Source organism: Actinoalloteichus hoggarensis, assembly GCF_002234535.1.
Classification (GTDB): Bacteria; Actinomycetota; Actinomycetes; order Mycobacteriales; family Pseudonocardiaceae; genus Actinoalloteichus_A; species Actinoalloteichus_A hoggarensis.
The window spans coordinates 4638594-4655780 of the sequence record NZ_CP022521.1 but is presented as its reverse complement, the minus strand read 5'-3'; the positions used below and the strand labels follow the sequence as shown (position 1 = coordinate 4655780).

Here is a 17187-nt window from a genome sequence, read left to right as displayed (position 1 = left end):
CAGGCTCCACAGGAGGGACAGCTCGTGGTTGATCGTCGTGCGGGCGTAGCCGGCCGCGAGCGTCGGCTCGCCGATCCGCGAATCCCGCCGGCGGCTGGTGCGCTGTCCTGGACTCCAGGTGCCGAGAGACAGCAGCCACAGGGTCGGTGAAGTGTGGGGCGCCGTGTCAGGCGGCAAGGTCATCCGGTCTGGTACTGGCGTGGTGTGTCGTCGAGGAGCGCAGGCCGGGTCCCTCGTATCGTCGGGAATCAGGAGCACCGGTCATCGACCGCAGGACAGGAGTCGCCGTCCTCGCGGCGAGTCTCAAGGTCGGTTGTACCGACTCGGCGTGGGTGCCTGCCACCTTGTCAGGTGGAGGCCTCCGCGGTCTGTGTCACCCCTTCGGCGAGGACGTGGCCGGTCTTCATCGCCGCGCTGATTCCTGGGGCCTCCAGCCAGCCGGGGTCGAGGCCGTCTTCCCAGGAGACGATGTCGGAGGCGATCACGACTGCCCGTTCGTCGTCCTCGTTCACCAGCGCATCAGCGAGCCGCGGATAGGCGCCGTGTCGGGTGCCCGCGTAGGCGGGGGTCAGGGCGCTGACCTGCTGGGCGATCTGGCGACCGTGTTGTGGATAGAGCGCGGGCAGGCAGGCGAGGACGTACTGCATCGCGGGTGGCTCCGTGTTCCATCGGGCGAGCAGTGTGGACAGACCGGTGCCTACGGCCTGATACACCTCCTGCGCCCACGGTGCTGCCGTGGGCAGCCGAGACTCGGCCGCGGCTCGGTCAGCATCGGCGAGCAGGCCGTCCGCCAGGCGATCCGCTGCGAACACGAGGCACAGCGACACGTCGAGCCGCCGCGGTGCCGGGACGGTGCCCGAGGCCACCAGGTCGACGAGGAACGTCATGGCGGGCACGCCGAATAGCAGCTTCCCTGGTGGAGCAGGTCGTCGCCGATCAGCTCGTCGAGGACCTCGGCCCAGTCGTCGGGGTCGGCGGCCAGCGCCCGGATCAGGCCCGGAACGTCGTCAGCCGAACCGTGGCCGTGCTTGAGTCGAGCCCAGTCGACGGCATCCAGCCCGCTCAGGTCGACGGCTCCGGGTTCGACGGAGTCGGGAGTCCGGGGTGCGGACGATGGTGGAACCGGCGGCCGCATCGCTGCGATATCCGAGTGCGTCGGTCGGACAGGGCCCCTCGTCGAACGCGGTGACGAGCCACCCGTTCTCGTGTCCGGGCCGCGCGGTCACGAGGGCGAATCCGTAGGCCGCCAACACGTCGGCGAGTGCCTGCGCGCCCGCGTGATCCGGCACCACGAAGTCATGGGTGCCCGCTACTGCCGACCAGCCTGCCATCGCCTGCTGTCCTCTCCTGTAGTCGCTGCCGGAAAGACTGCCGCATCCGCCGGCGCCGGTGATCGGCACGGACTCTGCCGACCGGAGGCGGGCGTTCAATGGTGCCGAGAGATCACGAGTGCCTCACGAGGCGAGTGCGTGTCGGGGCGGGCCGTCGCCTGCCAGAGGGCACTTCGCCTGACCGGGGACGACCGCGCGACCCGCCGATACCGGGCTGGGACATGGCCGGCCCGTCGCTGGTCTGGTCGGCGGAGATCGCCGCTCGGAATGTGTGCGATGTCGTGCTGCGCACCGCAGACGCGGAAGTGAGCGGGGCGGCGAAGCGGTGTGCGGGGTCGGGGATCCTGGTGCCGATACGATCGTGTCCGACCATCCGTGACGGGTGTGGCCAGGGTCCGACAGCGCGGGACGGTGTTGCGAGGTGATCACGTGGGGCACTCGCCCTGGCACCGAATTTTCAGCGGACCCCCGGGGTTGGACGTCAGACCGCCGGTCCGCTGCACAATCCGGCTCAGAAGCACGCTTGCCATACCCGTTGACCTGCGGCTTTACTCTCGGGTCCTCATCGCCCCTAGGAGGGGTTACAACCTGGCAGCAATGCCCGCCCGTCCGGCCGGACATGCGGTCCTCATCGCCCCTAGGAGGGGTTACAACTGCGGTCGCAGCCCGAGCGCACCGCACACCGTGGCCGTCCTCATCGCCCCTAGGAGGGGTTACAACGCGTAGAGCACTGCGGGTTCCTCGCTGAGGTAGGCGGTCCTCATCGCCCCTAGGAGGGGTTACAACTCCCGCTCGATGTTCTCCCGCAGCAGCTCGGCCGGGGTCCTCATCGCCCCTAGGAGGGGTTACAACACAGGCACTAGCCCGAGCCGCTTGCGCGGCGCCCCGCGTGTCCTCATCGCCCCTAAGGGTTCCCACCGGGACGCGGAGCACTACGAGAGCACCCGCCGTGACCGTCCGCCGCGTTCTCACGAATGGCTCCACCCGTCGACGTCTAGGCCCGTGACAACGGTCCGAAGCACCCCTCACGGCCCTGCGCCGTACCCCCGTCACACCGGACGACGCAGCCTCGCGGCGAGGGCTCGTCGTAGCCGAGGCGAGCTACCGGATACGGAGTCGACCGCCTCGCCGTCCCGGCTTCCCGGTCTCTCAGGCCTGCCTCGGGGCGGGGTTCAGCGTCGGATCCAGCCGAAGCCTGCGGCGTTGCCGCGTCCGAGGCCCCACGACCACAGGGCGCGTAGTGCGGTGGGCGCGCCGTGGAGACGGACGTTCGCGGTGGCTCCGGTCTGTCGGCCGTCGCCGACGGTGAAGGCCCGTTTCGGTCCGGTGGGGGTGATCTCGTCGATGGTGATGTCGGGGTCGAGGCCGAGGGTGTCGAGTTTGCGTCGCAGGTTGGCGGTGAGCGCCTCGGCGAAGCCCTCCTCGTAGGGCAGGAGGTCGGGCAGCGGTGGCAGCCGCACGGGTTCGCCCTCGGGGGTGGGCGGTCGGTCGGGGGAGGGCAGTCGGCGGAGGGCGACGGGGGTCTCGGTCTGGAATTCGGCGGTGCCGGCGGTGAAGTCCGGTGGTGGGAGCAGTTCGGCGTCGTGCAGGCGCAGGGCGGTGCCGCCCCAGTCGAGGGTGTCGGTTCGGGTGAGGGCCTGGTGCCAGGATTCGGCGAGTCCGGGAATCGGGCTGCCGAGTTCGAGGTGGCCTGGGCCGCCTGCGGCGTAGCGGCGGGGGACGCGGCGGGCTTTCGGGAAGACGGGGGCTCCGTGGCCTGCGGGCATGGGTCGGGTGGACTCGTGCAGTCGTGCGCCGAGTTCGGGTGCGGTCTCGCGGAGCAGGCGGTAGATGAGGCCGCGGCCGGGGCGTAGCAGCTGGTCCCAGGGGATGTGGGTGGCCTGGGTGCTGAGGTGGAGGCGGATTCTCATCGGGCGGCGTCCGGGGTCGGCTGGTGTTCGAAGTGGAGGAAGGTGATCGGGGCGGTGCCGGGGATCTCGAGGAGGTCGACGGCGAGGGCGGTCAGGAGGGTGTGCGCGGTGCTGCGGGGTGGGCGGAGCCGGGCGGTGCGGCGGTGGACGGTGACCGGCTCGCCGTCGTCGTGATCCGATGCGTGTTCGGTGAGGTCGAGGGTGGCCGGGTAGGCGTGCTCGTCGTCGATGCGGAGGCGGGAGTAGCGGTGATCGCGGTCGTGTCGCGCCCAGAGGTGGGTGGCGAACGGGGCTTCGGTCGGGGCCGGGCCGAGGTGGATTCCGTCGTGGTCGATCCACAGGCAGGTGTGGTCGGCCAGCACTTCACGGGCGTGGTCCCAGGGGAGCCGTCCGTGGCCGCGGAGCCTGCCGTTCATGTCGTCCTGCTTTCTCCGAGCTCGGCGTCGGCACCGGTCAGCGCGGCGGTGAGGGCGTGGAGGGCCTCGGTGCGCAGGGTGCCGACGGCCTCGGGTGTGCTGCGGAGTCGTAGCGTGCCGAGGCCCCGGGTCGTGGCGGCTCCGACGCCGAGCAGGCCGTCGTGGATGTCGAGGCAGGCCAGGGTGACCAGGGCGGTGGCACCGGGCGGCAGGGTGTCGAGGGCGTCGACGACGAGGTCGAGGGTGCCGGAGCGGACGACCTGCCTGCTGTAGAGCGCGCCGGCGCGGGCGCCGCCGAAGACGCGGTCGAGGGCGACGTGACGTTGCTCGACGATCTCGGCGTCGGCGACGGGGGAGCTGCGGAAGTCGAGTCGTCCCCGTCGGCTCGGGCCCGCGGAGGAGGCGGTGCCGAAGGCCCGGCAGATCAGACAGTCACCGCAGCCGGGTGTCGTGGCGTCGAGGTCGACGGCGGGGGAGCAGCAGACCACGCCCAGCGAGCGGAGGATGAACTCGCAGCGTGAGCGCAGCAGGCCCTTCCAGGCGCTGCCGGGGATCTCCGGCGTCCCGTCGTGGGTGCGCAGGATCAGGGCGACGTCGTTCTGGCCGTTGCCCCGGTGGTCGATCTCGCCGTTGCCGATGTGAAGTCCGTCCACGATGGACCAGGAGAGGTGCAGCACGGGTGGGTGGGTGTTCGGCACGGGTGGTGTCTCGACGTGGTCGGTGAGGTCGTCGTCGAACAGGCCGGGGCCGCCTCGGGTGAGCCAGATCCGGCGGCCCTCGGGCGTGTCGAGGTCGAGGCGGCCGCCGCGGATCTGCTCCAGGACGCAGGTTCCGTGACCGATGGTGCGGCCGCCGCCGATCCTCGGCCGCCAGGTGCGTAGCGCGCCGAGGAGTTCGTCGGCGAGGGTGACGTCGTCCAGGCGGAGGTACACCGTGATCCGGGTTCCGGCGGGCAGGTGCTCGGAGCGCCGCAGCGGGCCTGCCGCGGCGGCGCCGCGCCATCGATCGATCGCGGTGCGGGTCCGTTCGGTGATGCCCTGGTGGTCGACGCGGGTGCCCAGCAGCCAGAGGGTCGAGGGGAACACCTCGTCGCCGGGCTCGCCGCCGAGGAACGCCTCGGCCCGGTCGGCGAGGTGGGCGCGCAGGGAGCCTGCCACCGAGGTGGCGGGAATCCACGGCATTCCCCTGGGGGTGCGGGCCAGCGGCAGGGCGGTGCCGAACAGCAGGCCGTCGTCGTCCTGCGCGAGGAGTTCGGGCGCGGCGACTCCGCCGGGGGCGGTCAGGCGCAGGGTGACCGAGACGAGCAGGCGGACGGTCATCGATGTCCTCCCTTCAGCCGGATCTCCAGCGCCTCGGCGAGCTGCGGGATCCACGATGGTCTCGTGGCGAGCAGACCGATCAACATCGTGCGCAGGTCGTTCTTCAGCGGGGCGAAGACGGGGCGGTCGAGGATCTGCCGTGCGGGCGGGGCGGCCCCGCGTCGGAGCGCGGAGTGGTATTCGCGCAGCATCGCGAGGACGGGCCGTCCGTGGCCGCTCTTCTCGAGTCGCGCGGCGAATTCGGGGGCCATGCCGCTGGTGGAGGTGTCGTCGGTGTTCGCGGGTGCCTCGGGCGGGCGCCAGGCGCCGAGTTCGATCCAGCCGAGTCCTTCGGCTCGTCGCAGCCCGATTCCGTGTTCGGTCAGCCGCGACAGGTCCGCCGGGTCGGGGTCGTCGGCGAGGTCGAGGACGTAGGTGGAGCCCGCGGTCACGGCGTGCTCCTCGGACTTGGGCAGGTCGACGGCCGAGTGCCAGCCGGTCAGCCGTTCACGTCGGACCCAGTGCTGTTCGATTCGGACGTCGACGCGCAGCAGCTCGCGCAGCAGGGCCAGGTCGGGCTGGTCGTCGGGGCGGCCGGCGGCGTCGACGAGGACTCCGGGGGAGACCAGCCGCAGGATCAGCCGCCTGCCGGTCGCGGCGGGCGGGACCGCGACCCCCGGGACGGCCTGGTAGTCGACCAGCCCCGAGGTGCTGCGTCCCCCGCCGAGCAGCAGCGGGCGGGACTCGGCCAGCCACGGGTCGTCGCCGAGCACGAGGCCGTGGAAGCGGCGTGGCGCGCCGGAGGCGTCGCGGTGGTGGAGTGCCTCGCGGGTGAACAGCGCGCCGTCGCGGGCGGTGCCCTGTTCGGTCAGTGCCACCCGGGTGGTGTGCTGGATCGGTTCGGCGTCCTCGGGGAACTCGACCTGCCCCCTCCCGCGTTGCAGCGGTCCCGCGCAGTGCGGGCAGTCGGTGCGTTCGTCGCCGGAGGCGGCGTCGACGAACACCTGTGTGCAGGCGGGCTCGCCCCGGTAGGCGCACCGCAGGACGGACAGCGGGACCACCGAGGACCCGGCGGCGAACAGCGGGGAGAACCGCACTCGGCGTTCGAAGGTGTCCAGGAATCGACGGCGTAGGCCCCGATCCGTCGCGGGTTCGCCGTGTTCGGTGATCCACGCCGAGGCCAGGGCTCCCCGCAGGACCGACCCCGGAACGTGCCGGTGCGTGCGGATCAGGTTCCCGGCGCTCTCGCCGACCCCGAGGGCCAGCGGTTGTCGTGCGGTGAGGGTGATCTCAAGCATGGCGTCCTTCAACTCGTGCGGCACGCAGCGCCTCGAACTCCGTGAGCAGGGCGTCGTCGACGGCTGGGGCGCTCGGTCGGAGGGTGACCCAGCCCAGGCCCCGCCTCCGATCCCCGCCCAGGTTGTGCACCCCGGCGGCGGCGCAGGCGAGCACGACGCGGTGACGTCGGGCGGTGTCGGCCGTCAGGTGTCGTAGCGGGCGCAGGGTGAAGGAGGCCGAGGCGGACCAGACCTCGTCGGCCAGGAAGAACACGCCGTCGCGGGCCGTCCCGGTGACGGGATCCACGGCGATGCGGGCGCGCTGGACGACCACGGGATCATCGGCGAAGTCGACGGGGCCCCAGTGCCACGGGCAGCCCTTGCGACCCCCGCCCGCGGCGCCGAAGACCTCGTCGAGAAGATCCGGGCGGCCCGGCAGCAGCAGGGCGGCCGCGGCGCGCATGACGCCCTTGAGCGAGGTCTCGGGCAGGAGTCTGTCGCGATCGACGGTCTCGGCCACTCCCTGGTGTGGGGTGCCGGTGCCGACCCGGAAGGGGCCGTGGAAGGTGATCTCGATGTTCATCGCCACCACCTCGCGATGCGCAGCGCGGTGTCGAGGTCTACCCGCCGGTCGTCGGGACCGGTCGGCTCGGCGTCGGCGGGCGGCTCGCCGTCGGGTGCGGGGTCGGGCGGCGCCGGCGGGAGGAACGGCAGGCTCGCGGTGACGCCGAGCCGGTGGCTGTGGGCGCGGGCGGCGCCTGCTCCGCCGTCGGCCAGCGCGGCGGCGAGGTTCTCCCGAAGTGAGCGAGGGGCTCGCGCGAGGGCGTCCAGGTGGGTCTGTCCGGTCTGGAGGGCGGCCAGCGACACGACTCGGCCCTCGTCGCGGCGGCCCTCGGTGGTGAGGTCGTGGAAGCAGACCCAGGCCGCGCGGCCGGCACCGGCTCGTTTGCCGCGCGTGAGCGCGTCCTCGGCCGACGCGACGATCGTCGCGAACGACTCGTCGTGCCGTGCGAAGAGCACCGCGGCCGTCATGGTCGGCGCGGTGATCTCTCCGGCGAGCCCGAGGCTCTTCACCAGCCGGTTCATGCGCTCGCCGAACTCGCGGAGCAGCACCCGAACGAAGCGCCACGCACGGTCGGCGGGGACACTGGCCAGGACGTCGTCACCGCCGAGCACATGCGGAATCACCGGCAGGGTCCGGGCCCCGGCGTCTCGTATCGCCATCGTCGCCGCGGCCAGCGCGTCGAAGGTGGCCTCCGACAGCCTGCGGACCACCGTCTGCCGCTCGGGCAGCCGATCCGCGGGCAGCGCCGCGAGATCGAGGAAGAACCTGCCGACCCGGTTGCCGTCGGCGTGGATCACGGCGATACGGGTCTGCCGGGCGCCCATCGCCGCGAGGTCCTCGAAACCGCGTGGCGCCGCGTCGAGGTTCAGCCGCCGGGCCAGGCGGCGTTCGGCGGTGCGACTCTCCGCCAACGCCTGGCGGGTGTGCCGTTCCGCGCAGTCGGCACAGACCTCGCGGACGCCGTCGTCACCGAGGTCGACCGAGTCGACGGCAGGGTCGACACCGCAGACCCGGCACGGCGCGGCCAGGGGGAACTCCGCCGCCGTCGGCAGGTCGGCCCGGCCGCGGCCGGCGACGATGCCGGGGCGCATCTCCCGCGCGTAGGCGGTGACGTAGTCCTCTCCGGTGCCCGAGATCGCGTGGAACTCGGCCCCCGGCAGGCGTGAACGCAGCGCGCGCAGCACGACGGAGGCCACCTCGTCGACCTTTCCGGGCGGGTCGACGGTGAGGCTGATGACGCCGTCGATCTCCCCGGCCTCCTCGTTGCGCCGCGCGCTGGCGCTGTCCACGAGCGCGTCAGCGGCCACCGAACGCATCTCCACCAGCGCGGCGCTGGCGGCACGCCGTCCCCGTAGCGTGGGGGTGCGGGCCAGATAGCGTTGGATGCGCACGGCGGCGATGTCCAGGTAGGTCGGCATCAGCGACGATTCCTTCCCGACTTGCCCTTGCCCCGACGCTGCCCGCCGCCCGCGGACCTGCCCTGGTTCTTCTTAGGCTTCGGCAGCTCTCTGCGCTGTGGGCGGGGAAGGAACTGGGCCTCGGGCGGGTCGGTGATCTCCGGCAGCACGATCAACGGCAACTCCTCGGTCGACGTCGTCACACCCCGCGACTCCTGCCAGAACGTGAAGTCGGGCTCCAGGTCCGCAGGCTCCAGCGGTCCGGCGGGCACGCCGTTCGGGGTGGGGTAGTAGACGTGGCTCGGATCGACGTGGTCCAACGTCAGCGCGGAGGTGAGCATCGCCCACACGCGGTGCACACCGGGGTCGACGGCGGCGGTGAACGCCGACACCGCGTCCGCGATCGTCACCGTCGGCTGCGACGCACCGCCGTACCTGCTGCGCGCGGTGTCCACGGTGAGCGCGGTGATCTCACTGGTACAGCTGCCCAGTCCCAGCGGACGCGCGTGGCCCACCGCGAAGCCGATCAACCCGGTCTCGTCCGCGGCTCGCAGCACGAGAGCGGGATCGAGCGCGGCGAGCAGGCCGCCGAGCTCGACCAGATCGAGGTTCTCGTAGGAGACGGCGACGCGAAACCGCCCGCCCGGCTCCAGACAACGCCCCAGACTCGACTCCGGCCCGAACGCTCCCGTGGCGCGCGGCGGCATGGTCTCGGTGGACAGCCGGAAGAACGGGCGCCGAGCGTAGTCCCTGGTCAACCAGTAGTGCTTCCTGCCGCGTAACCGCCGAGGACCGCGGCCCGTGCCGTCCAGGCCGGAACCCCACTCCCGCAGCGCAGGCCGGCCCAGCGGGGCGGACCTGCCCCTGCCCTGCGGTTCCAGATAGGACTGTCCGGCGCCGGGGCGCGGCGTGCTCAACATCGGAAACCGTCGAATCGTCTCCGTGACCTCGTTGACGAGAATCCCGTCGGCGAACCGGAGATGTCCCCGATACGCCCGCTGCCGAGCACGAAGATCCTCCCCGTCCCCCTCTCCGGTGGGCGATCCCTCTGCGTCGACGGACCCGAAGACACGACAGGTGGGGCACAGCTGCCGCGCGTCGGAGCAGGCCAGCAGCTCCGGAGGAACCCGCTCGCCCGCCGCCCCGGAGCCGACATGTCGCCAGACGGCGGACTGGGCGAACTCGACGATCTCACCGTCCTCGCACCGCACCCACAGCACCTGACCCGGATAAGCGGTCCGTCGCGCGCGGTGTCGATACCCGATCAACCGCTCCCGGCCCGCCGGCCCGAACCGCACCGCGACCCGCTCGGCCGCGCCGTCGTCCCCCGTGCCCTCCGCCGCATCGGACTCCCGCGCCGCACGACGGGCGAGGCGCCTGTCCTCACCGCTGTCCACCAGCCGCGTGAACCGCTGCCAGGCAGCAGGATCGTCCTCTTCCGCGTGCGTGTACTCCTGGTCGCCGAGACGCCCGGCCGCGACGTAGTACTTCCCCGTCTCCGGACGGGCGGCGGCATCGCTGACCAGCAGCACCCAGCCCCGACCGGGCTTGACCTGGTCGGGATTCTTGACGGTCTGCTTCCGCGCGTTCGTCGACACCCCGTCCACGACGATCTGTTCGCCCGTGACGATCAGCTCCGGATCACCCAGCGCCTCGGCCAACGCCCCCGACTCGATCCAGACGACCTGGCGGCAGATGGTCAGCACACTCGGCCGCCCGTCACGCACCTGGAGAACCCGCGCCAACGTCCACCCCCGTTGTCGACCGGCATCGGTCGAGCGGGCGTCGACGACCTCGTCGCGATAGTCCGGCGTGAAGTCGGCGTCGAAGATCCGCAGACAGCCGCCGACGAGGTTCTCATGCAGGTTGCGCACCACCCCGGCCACCGTCGAACCAGGCAGGAACGGCCGGAGATCCCCGTCCGCCGAAGAGCGCCGACGCGGGAAGACGGCGACACCGGCGTCGTCGGTCTCACCGGTCGCCAGATGCAGCGGACTGCGATTCGTCCACACCACCTCGACCCGCCCCGAGTACCTCTCGCGGCCGTCCTCGGCGGGTCCGAGCCGGGTATGTCCGGCCGGGGGACGACGGAAGGCGTGCGGATCGACCTCCGGAAACGGGACGAAGGTGTACGGATTGATGACAGCGGGCATCGTGCCGGCTCCCCCTCGAGACAACGACAGGTGCGGACGGACAGGTCAGGCCGACAAGGCGGACGCCGGATCACGCGGGCGCCCCACAGCGCGGCACACGCCGGGCCGCCGTGACAGGCTTCCTCGCCCGTGATCCCGACGGACCGCACGACATCCGCAGGCCCCATCGGGGCGATCACCGATGACGGTGCGATCGGCATTCGCGAGCGGCCTTCGCGGCCGGTATGAAGCCACCCGAACGCGAGCGAACGACCGCATGCCGAGACGACCAGTCACACGACAGGCCACGGGATCGCTCCTGCCCTCGGCTACCGGCCGGATCGGACCCGGCATCTCGCTCGACACCGGCGCCGGCGCGCCGCCCCCGCGAGCGAACCCTCCATGAAATCGCATCGACATCCCCCTGCCTTTGACGCGACCGGGGGACTCTACCGAAAATCGGCTACGCATCGAATGCCGGGATTCTCAGATATCATTGCCGACGCAACAATGGGGTTCGCGGGTCGGACATGGTCGCGCGCGGTCCGCTGTTCGAATCTCCACGGAAGACGGCCGAGCGATTCGCCACTGACGAGGCAGCCGTCAACGGCACCCAGGCAGTGAAGGCTCTGCTTCCGCATCGGGGAGAAGCGCGCCCGACCGTGCCGACCCGCTCGACACAGCGGATTTCCCAGCCACCTCGATCGAACCCGGTGACGAAGACACCGTGCCGGGTGATACAGAGCGTCGACAGGGCTCGCGGATCTCCGAGCAGGGCGCCTGCCTACGATGAGCCACGGCAGCCGAGCCCCGGCAGGGCGCGTGCACGATGCGGGCTCGGCGAGGCACGCAGACTGGAGGTGGTCGGTGGTGCCGCTCCCGTTCGCCACTCCGCAGTTTCAGCAGACCCCCGGCGCGCCATGTCAGACTGCGGGGTCTCTGCACAACAGCTACGAAAACACCCACTCGCAGGCCCGTCTACCTGCGGCTTTACTCTCGGGTCCTCATCGCCCCTAGGAGGGGTTCCAACGCGTTGGGTGCCGACCGGGATCACGATCCGCAAGCCTGGTCCTCATCGCCCCTAGGAGGGGTTCCAACGTGTTCAGCGCGGACGCTGTGGTCATCTCCGCCTCCGGTCCTCATCGCCCCTAGGAGGGGTTCCAACACGCCTGCTCGGCGGAGGTCCGGCCCATCGCGGCCCGTCCTCATCGCCCCTAGGAGGGGTTCCAACTGCACTGGGACGAGACGCTCGGGCGAACCTCAGGTGTCCTCATCGCCCCTAGGAGGGGTGCCAACGCGAGCACGGTGTCGATCGTTGCGACGATGTCGGTCGTCCTCATCGTTCCTACGAGGGGTTCCAACAGCGGCAGCCAGGCGATGACGTGCCCGACGCTGCCGACGTCTTCGTCGCCCTGTGAAGGGTTCCAACACCGCAGGGCCGTCGGCACCGGAGGGAGCGCGTCGATCAACTCGATGCTCGGTCTTCATCGACTCTGTGAAAAGATCCACCGCGGCAAGCAGCCTCTACTTCGCTGATTCATCGTGTCCTTATCGCTTGACGCGGGAGCCTGATTCGCCGGAACCAGGGCGTCCACGAGAGCTGCGGCCCGCGGAACCCTTGACCGCCCAGCGTGGTCATGTCACGAAGGCGCACAGGATCGAGAACGGATGCCACGGGCGCGGGTTGCCGGAATTAGAGTGGCGGAGTTCTGCCGATTCGATCACGCCGCATCGGGCGTGCATCTCCTGAACGGACGGTTGTGGTGACAGGTTCAACAGTGTCGGGTCCGCCCCGGCTGGACGTGGTCGGCTCCGGTGGCACCACGGCGCGCTCATCCGCCGGGTGGGCGCTCGTCACCGACGGCACGGCGGCGGTGGCCGTGGGCGCGACGGTGGCGGGCGGGTTCGGAGTGGAGGCGGCGAAGTCGTTCGTGGCGGACGAGCCCGCCGGGCGATGGTGGTTCGTCCTGGCCTTCGTCGTGGGGCTCGGACTCGTCGCGCTGGGACTCGGCCTGCGGGGTCGAGGACGCCGTCGGGTACGAGTCGGCATCGTGGTGACGGCGGCCGACTCTCGTCGTGAGCTGTCACAAGCCCGGCAGTTGGAGGAGCAGGCGACGGCGTTCAGTCAAAGCACCTGCGCGGTGACGTTGAGGGCCGGTATCGAGCTGTCCCAAGACGATGTCTTGGATCCGCGGCTGGTCGACGCGCTGGCGGAGGAGACGAGGTCGGGGTTGACGATGGCAGGCCGCCTCGCGCCGGACGCCGCCCGAGTGAACCTGATCCCGACGATGCGGTTGCACGTCGGGTTCTGGTTCGGCGCGCGATTAGGGCATACCCACGCCCGCGAGGTCATGGTGCATGCGATGCGACAGGGCAATGGGTCACCGGCGTACTTCCCGGCGGTCTCCCTTCGCGTCGGCGCCCTCGGTGCCGAGCCGCTGATCGTCGACCGGTTGACGGCGGTGGACGACGGCGACCCCACCATGGTCGCGCTCGCCGTGGACGTGCAGGGATTCGGCGATCAGTTCTTCGATCAGGTACAGGCGGCATGTCGCCAGTACGGCATCGGCTACGTCCTCCGCCTCCGCAGGTCGTCGACGGACCGCTTGAACGAGGACACCGAGACCTTCAGCGGGGTGGTGGAGCAGACCTGTCGTGCCTGGCGCGCGGCGCCGCTGCCTGAAGGAGCCAGGAACGGACGGCATGCGATCTTCCTCAACGGCCCCGTCGCCATCGCCGTGGCACTCGGTGCGCGCCTGGCCGCGCCGGAACACGACCGCTGGACCGCCTTCACCCGCACCCAGGGCGGCAGCGCCTACGAGCCCTTCCCCGCCCTCAGTCGTCCTTGACCACCACCACGCGACCTCGATGAGCAGACGGCGACCCCCGGCCGGTTCGTCTCCATCGGGCTCGTCGGCCTCTCCTCGTGCCCGCCGCCGTCGGCTTCCCACACCGAATCCAACCCACCCGGCGGCCCTCGCGATTGCGAGCCACCCGGCGTCCCGGGAGCCGCCGATTTCAGCAGACCCCCGGGGGTTGATGTCACACCTCCGGTACGCTGCAGAACTGCTGCTCCGGCGCCTCCCCGAAGGTGCTGTGACCTGCGACTTTACTCTCGGGTCTTCATCGCTCCTACGAGGAGTTCCAACGCACGGGGGTTATCGCGGAATTCGGCGGGGGGACGAAGTCTTCATCGCTCCTACGAGGAGTTCCAACACGACCCGCCCCGACGCGGCGGGGGGACGCTGCTCCCGTCTTCATCGCTCCTACGAGGAGTTCCAACCCGATCCGGGCGAGGTGCTGTATGCGAATCGGCCCCGTGTCTTCATCGCTCCTACGAGGAGTTCCAACATTCGAACCCGTCCGCCGGTCGGCCGGCGGGGGACGGTCTTCATCGCTCCTACGAGGAGTTCCAACACGTCCGGCCCGGCGGTGCCGATGAGGCGGCATGACGGTCTTCATCGCTCCTACGAGGAGTTCCAACACGAACCGCCGCATCCCGCCCATTAACTGGACACCAGTCTTCATCGCTCCTACGAGGAGTTCCAACCGGAACACGGCGAACTTCGCGGCGCAGTGGCTGGCGAGTCTTCATCGCTCCTACGAGGAGTCATGCCTGAACCTCGAGGCGGCGGGCACAGGAGGGGCGCTGCGTCGTCATCGCTCCCACACAAGTCTGTCGCCGACGCTCGTTGACGATCCGAGAAGACGGCTCGCTACGTTGAGCCGTGGAACTCGACGATCCGCCGCCGAACGAGTCGGGGACACGACGCGGGAGGCCGCCGCTCGCGGCGCGCCGACGCTGCCCTGGATCGACGGCACGGCGGGCTGCCACCGCGGTTCCGATCCCGGCCGCGCGGCTCGATGGCTGCTAGGCGGATGCCGATCGAAGCCAACTCGTGATGCACCGGCCACACCTGTCGACTCGCTCGGTCATCCGAGCCCGTAGGAGGTCGGCCGTCGCCCCATCGGGCCGGGGCGGCATCCGCCGGCGACCGCCGGACCTCGTCGTGGCTACTGGGCGTCCGTCGGTTCGGCTGGCTTCGACGAGCTGCCGGGCACAGCCGCTGGGAGCGGAATGGGAGCTGCCGGGCGCGTTCGACGACGCTGAATCACGCCCAGACGGCTCCTCACGAGACCGCTCTGCCTGCCGCGATCGTATTCACGCAGGCAGCGGCCATTGCGCAGCATCATTCACACCGAAGAGGTCACTGGTTCGATCCCAGTATCGCCCACAGTCGAAAGGCCCAGGTCACAGGCTCGGAAGCGAGCCGTGCACCGGGGCCTTTCGTCGTATCGGATGCCTGTCAGTCGGCGAGAAGTCAGCGGAGCGGCGCGAGCAGGCCCGCTGTTCCCTCGTCGTCGGGATCACCGAGCGGGTCGAGAAGTCGAGGGCTGTGGTCCGCTCCCCGGGTGTAGGCGTCGCGCGTCGTCGACGACCGCTCATGCCCCGGATCCGCCCGCCGGACCATGTCGATCGGCACGCCGTCGCCTACGAGGCCCGTCGCGTCCGAGCGCCGGAGGTCGTGGCAGGCCATCCCTTCCCCGCGTGCCGAGCGACATGGAGCACGGCATCACGATGACCGTCGAACGAGGCCACGCCCTCACCTCCTCCGTGTCGGTCCACCGTGCCTGCCGTCGGTTCGCCCCGAGCGGCTCCACCCCGCCCGGCGGACCCACGCGGACGAGAGACCGCGCCGCAGGCGCCTGGATCTGGTCCACCCGTGATCTCCCTGCCGTCTCGGTCGCGCCTCCTGACGCTCTAGCCCGAACGCACTAATTGAAGTGACAATCGTTTTCACTATTGCTACCTTCGCTGCGGTGTGACGCGCGAGGCCTGGGTGGGCGGACCTCCGTCATGAGCCGTCGAGAGATCGTCCGTCCACAGCAGACCGGCGCAGCGCACCGCTGTGGTGCCGGATGTGGTGCCGGATGTGGTCGACAGGAAGGCGTGGAGCGGTGAGCGTTTCGGCTCAGCGATGGCGGGTGCGGGCGGGGATCAGCGGGGCAGCGGTGACGGCACTCATCGTCGCGCTGATGCCGCACGGGGAGACCGCGCAGGCTCAGGACACGCGCCCCGTCTCCTCGCCAGTCCGGGCTCTCGATGTCGCCGTGGTGGACCTGGTCGCAGGTGAACTCGCGGTGGGAATGCGCATCGACGGCGCGGTGGCGACCTCGATGCCCGAGCCGATCACGCTGGAGGCCGACCGGGCTCATGCTCGGATTCCGTCCGATCTGGCCTTCCTCGGCGAGGTCGGCTCCGATGTCTGGCTGATGCCCGCCGCGACGCCCGAGTCCGCCGCCATGCCTTCCGTCTCCGCGACGACGTCCTCGTCGCCCGCCGAGGCCCCTGAACGGTCCGCCCCCGCGCCCACTACGCCGAGCAGGGAAGGAGGGAGCGATCCCGCGGTGCGGGAGATCGCGGATCTCGTTCCGCATGCCCCGCGTCTGGGCTGGGACACCACCGGGGTGGACGTCGTCGATGTCGACGGCGGGGTTCACTGGCGGTTGACCGAGGCGGACGGGCCTGGTGAGTTCATCGCCTTCGCGGAGAGCGACGAAGGCGACCAGCGGCCGTTATTCGGCACCCTGCCGGACCTGCCCGCCGGGGACGTCCTGACTCCGGGCTCGCGAGGCGGTGTGAACTGGGGCTTCACCGCCCCCGGCCGCTACCGGCTGGACTTCGAGGTCGAGGTGACGTTGTCCTCCGGTGCCAGGGCCGTCGACGAGACCTCGTACAGAATCGACATCGACTCGCTCGATTCGGCTCCCGGCGCGGAACCCGACACGTCCCTCACTCCGCCGCCTTCCCGCGAGGTGGCCGAGCCGGCCGATGTCGACGGACAGAGATCTCGGCTGCCTGCTCCCACGGCGTCCCATGAGCCGAGCGACGACGAGGACGTCGAGCCCTCGATGACGACTCTCTCCTCCTCGGTTCTCGCCGACGGACACGTCGACATCGCCGCCCGACTGATCGACGACGCCTTGGACATCTCCGTCAAGGACGGAACGGTCACCGGGGTCACCGAGTGGCGATCGTTCACCGACGTCGTCCTCCATGTCCGCCCGGAAGCTCAGATCGTGGTTCCCGACAGCGCGGACTTCGGCTTCCTGGGGGCACCGGGTGATCCCGCCTGGGTGCTGCCGCAGGCTCAACAGTCCGGCATACTCTGGCCGGGCTGGAACACGGAGGAGATCGCCGACGGCGCGCTGGCCGGGCCGCTCGACTTCAGCCTGATCGACGCGAAGGGCCCGGGCCGGTTCGCGCTCTTCGTCAACGGATCCTTCGGCACCCCCGATGTGCTGTTCGACAGTGGCGACGGAACACCCGACTCGTTCACGGTGCCGCTGGGGACCCACGCCCATGGCAACTGGGCGTTCTCCGAGGAAGGCGTCTACGAGCTGACCCTGGAGTACGCCGGGCGGCTGCCGTCCGGGGAGCAGGTCTCCGACCGAGGCGTCCTCGCGGTCGCGGTCGGTGACGTCGAGCCGGGGAACGTCACCCCACCGTCCAGCGGGAACGAGCCGCCGGCCACGGACCTGACGAACCCACCACCTTCCCCCGACGCAGGCGGCAGCCCGGGCGGCGGCGAGGATCACGGCGGCCGGAAGCCGCTCGCTTCGACGGGGGCGACTCCGTTCCCCCTGGTCGTGAGCGGAGTCGCTCTTCTGGTGATCGGTGCGCTGCTCTACGGCCTGGTCGGCCGGAGGCGATCGTCCGGATTCGAGGACTCCTGACCGAAGTGTCGGAGGAGCCCGTCGTTCCTGCCGAACCACGACCGCCCTGGCTCATGCGACGACATTCGTGCCTGAGCGCTCCGCGGCTCCGCGAGAGATCCAGGCCCTTGAGCGCTCGACCAC

At 70.7% G+C, this 17187-nt stretch carries 12 protein-coding genes and 2 CRISPR repeat arrays; of the genes, 2 read left to right on the top strand and 10 right to left on the bottom strand.

The window, feature by feature from the left end; all coding sequences use genetic code 11:
• Positions 1–347 precede the first annotated feature (347 nt).
• The 9 genes from AHOG_RS19690 to AHOG_RS19650 form a co-directional block, all read right to left on the bottom strand.
• A complete protein-coding gene (locus AHOG_RS19690) occupies positions 348–896 on the bottom strand; it encodes a hypothetical protein (protein WP_093942660.1) in 549 nt (182 codons plus the stop codon).
• Complete coding sequence (locus AHOG_RS19685) at positions 884–1135, bottom strand: hypothetical protein (protein WP_093942659.1); 252 nt, start codon at positions 1133–1135, stop codon at positions 884–886. Before AHOG_RS19685 ends, AHOG_RS19690 begins: the two co-directional genes overlap by 13 nt.
• A 754-nt stretch (positions 1136–1889) precedes the next feature.
• Positions 1890–2183: direct repeats of the CRISPR family, unit length 30 nt; unit sequence GTCCTCATCGCCCCTAGGAGGGGTTACAAC.
• Positions 2184–2503: 320 nt separating this feature from the next.
• Positions 2504–3241 (bottom strand): CRISPR-associated endoribonuclease Cas6, encoded by a 738-nt coding sequence (locus AHOG_RS19680; RefSeq protein ID WP_093942658.1) that lies wholly within the window; start codon positions 3239–3241, stop codon positions 2504–2506.
• Entirely contained in the window at positions 3238–3657 is a 420-nt protein-coding gene (locus tag AHOG_RS19675) for a hypothetical protein (RefSeq protein ID WP_093942657.1), read from the bottom strand. The genes AHOG_RS19680 and AHOG_RS19675 overlap by 4 nt, the downstream gene beginning before the upstream one ends.
• Positions 3654–4976 carry an RAMP superfamily CRISPR-associated protein gene (locus AHOG_RS19670; protein WP_093942656.1) on the bottom strand — a complete coding sequence of 441 codons (1323 nt, stop codon included), beginning with the start codon at positions 4974–4976 and terminating at the stop codon, positions 3654–3656. Before AHOG_RS19670 ends, AHOG_RS19675 begins: the two co-directional genes overlap by 4 nt.
• Positions 4973–6253, bottom strand: a complete 1281-nt coding sequence (locus AHOG_RS19665) for a hypothetical protein (protein ID WP_157736930.1) — start codon at positions 6251–6253, stop codon at positions 4973–4975. Before AHOG_RS19665 ends, AHOG_RS19670 begins: the two co-directional genes overlap by 4 nt.
• Entirely contained in the window at positions 6246–6815 is a 570-nt protein-coding gene (locus AHOG_RS19660; RefSeq protein ID WP_157736929.1) for an RAMP superfamily CRISPR-associated protein, read from the bottom strand. Before AHOG_RS19660 ends, AHOG_RS19665 begins: the two co-directional genes overlap by 8 nt.
• Entirely contained in the window at positions 6812–8215 is a 1404-nt protein-coding gene (locus AHOG_RS19655; RefSeq protein ID WP_093942653.1) for a Cas10/Cmr2 second palm domain-containing protein, read from the bottom strand. The genes AHOG_RS19660 and AHOG_RS19655 overlap by 4 nt, the downstream gene beginning before the upstream one ends.
• Positions 8215–10347 (bottom strand): TIGR03986 family type III CRISPR-associated RAMP protein, encoded by a 2133-nt coding sequence (locus tag AHOG_RS19650; protein WP_093942652.1) that lies wholly within the window; start codon positions 10345–10347, stop codon positions 8215–8217. The genes AHOG_RS19655 and AHOG_RS19650 overlap by 1 nt, the downstream gene beginning before the upstream one ends.
• 1742 nt (positions 10348–12089) lie before the next feature.
• On the opposite strand from AHOG_RS19650, the gene AHOG_RS19645 reads away from it, so the two are divergent.
• Positions 12090–13175 (top strand): SAVED domain-containing protein, encoded by a 1086-nt coding sequence (locus AHOG_RS19645; RefSeq protein ID WP_245856335.1) that lies wholly within the window; start codon positions 12090–12092, stop codon positions 13173–13175.
• Between the two features lie 270 nt (positions 13176–13445).
• Positions 13446–13943: direct repeats of the CRISPR family, unit length 30 nt; unit sequence GTCTTCATCGCTCCTACGAGGAGTTCCAAC.
• Positions 13944–14648: 705 nt separating this feature from the next.
• Here AHOG_RS19645 and AHOG_RS19640 read toward each other — a convergent pair.
• Entirely contained in the window at positions 14649–14810 is a 162-nt protein-coding gene (locus AHOG_RS19640) for a hypothetical protein (RefSeq protein WP_157736928.1), read from the bottom strand.
• A gap of 475 nt (positions 14811–15285) precedes the next feature.
• On the opposite strand from AHOG_RS19640, the gene AHOG_RS19635 reads away from it, so the two are divergent.
• Positions 15286–17064 (top strand): choice-of-anchor M domain-containing protein, encoded by a 1779-nt coding sequence (locus AHOG_RS19635; protein ID WP_157736927.1) that lies wholly within the window; start codon positions 15286–15288, stop codon positions 17062–17064.
• Positions 17065–17187: the final 123 nt, after the last annotated feature.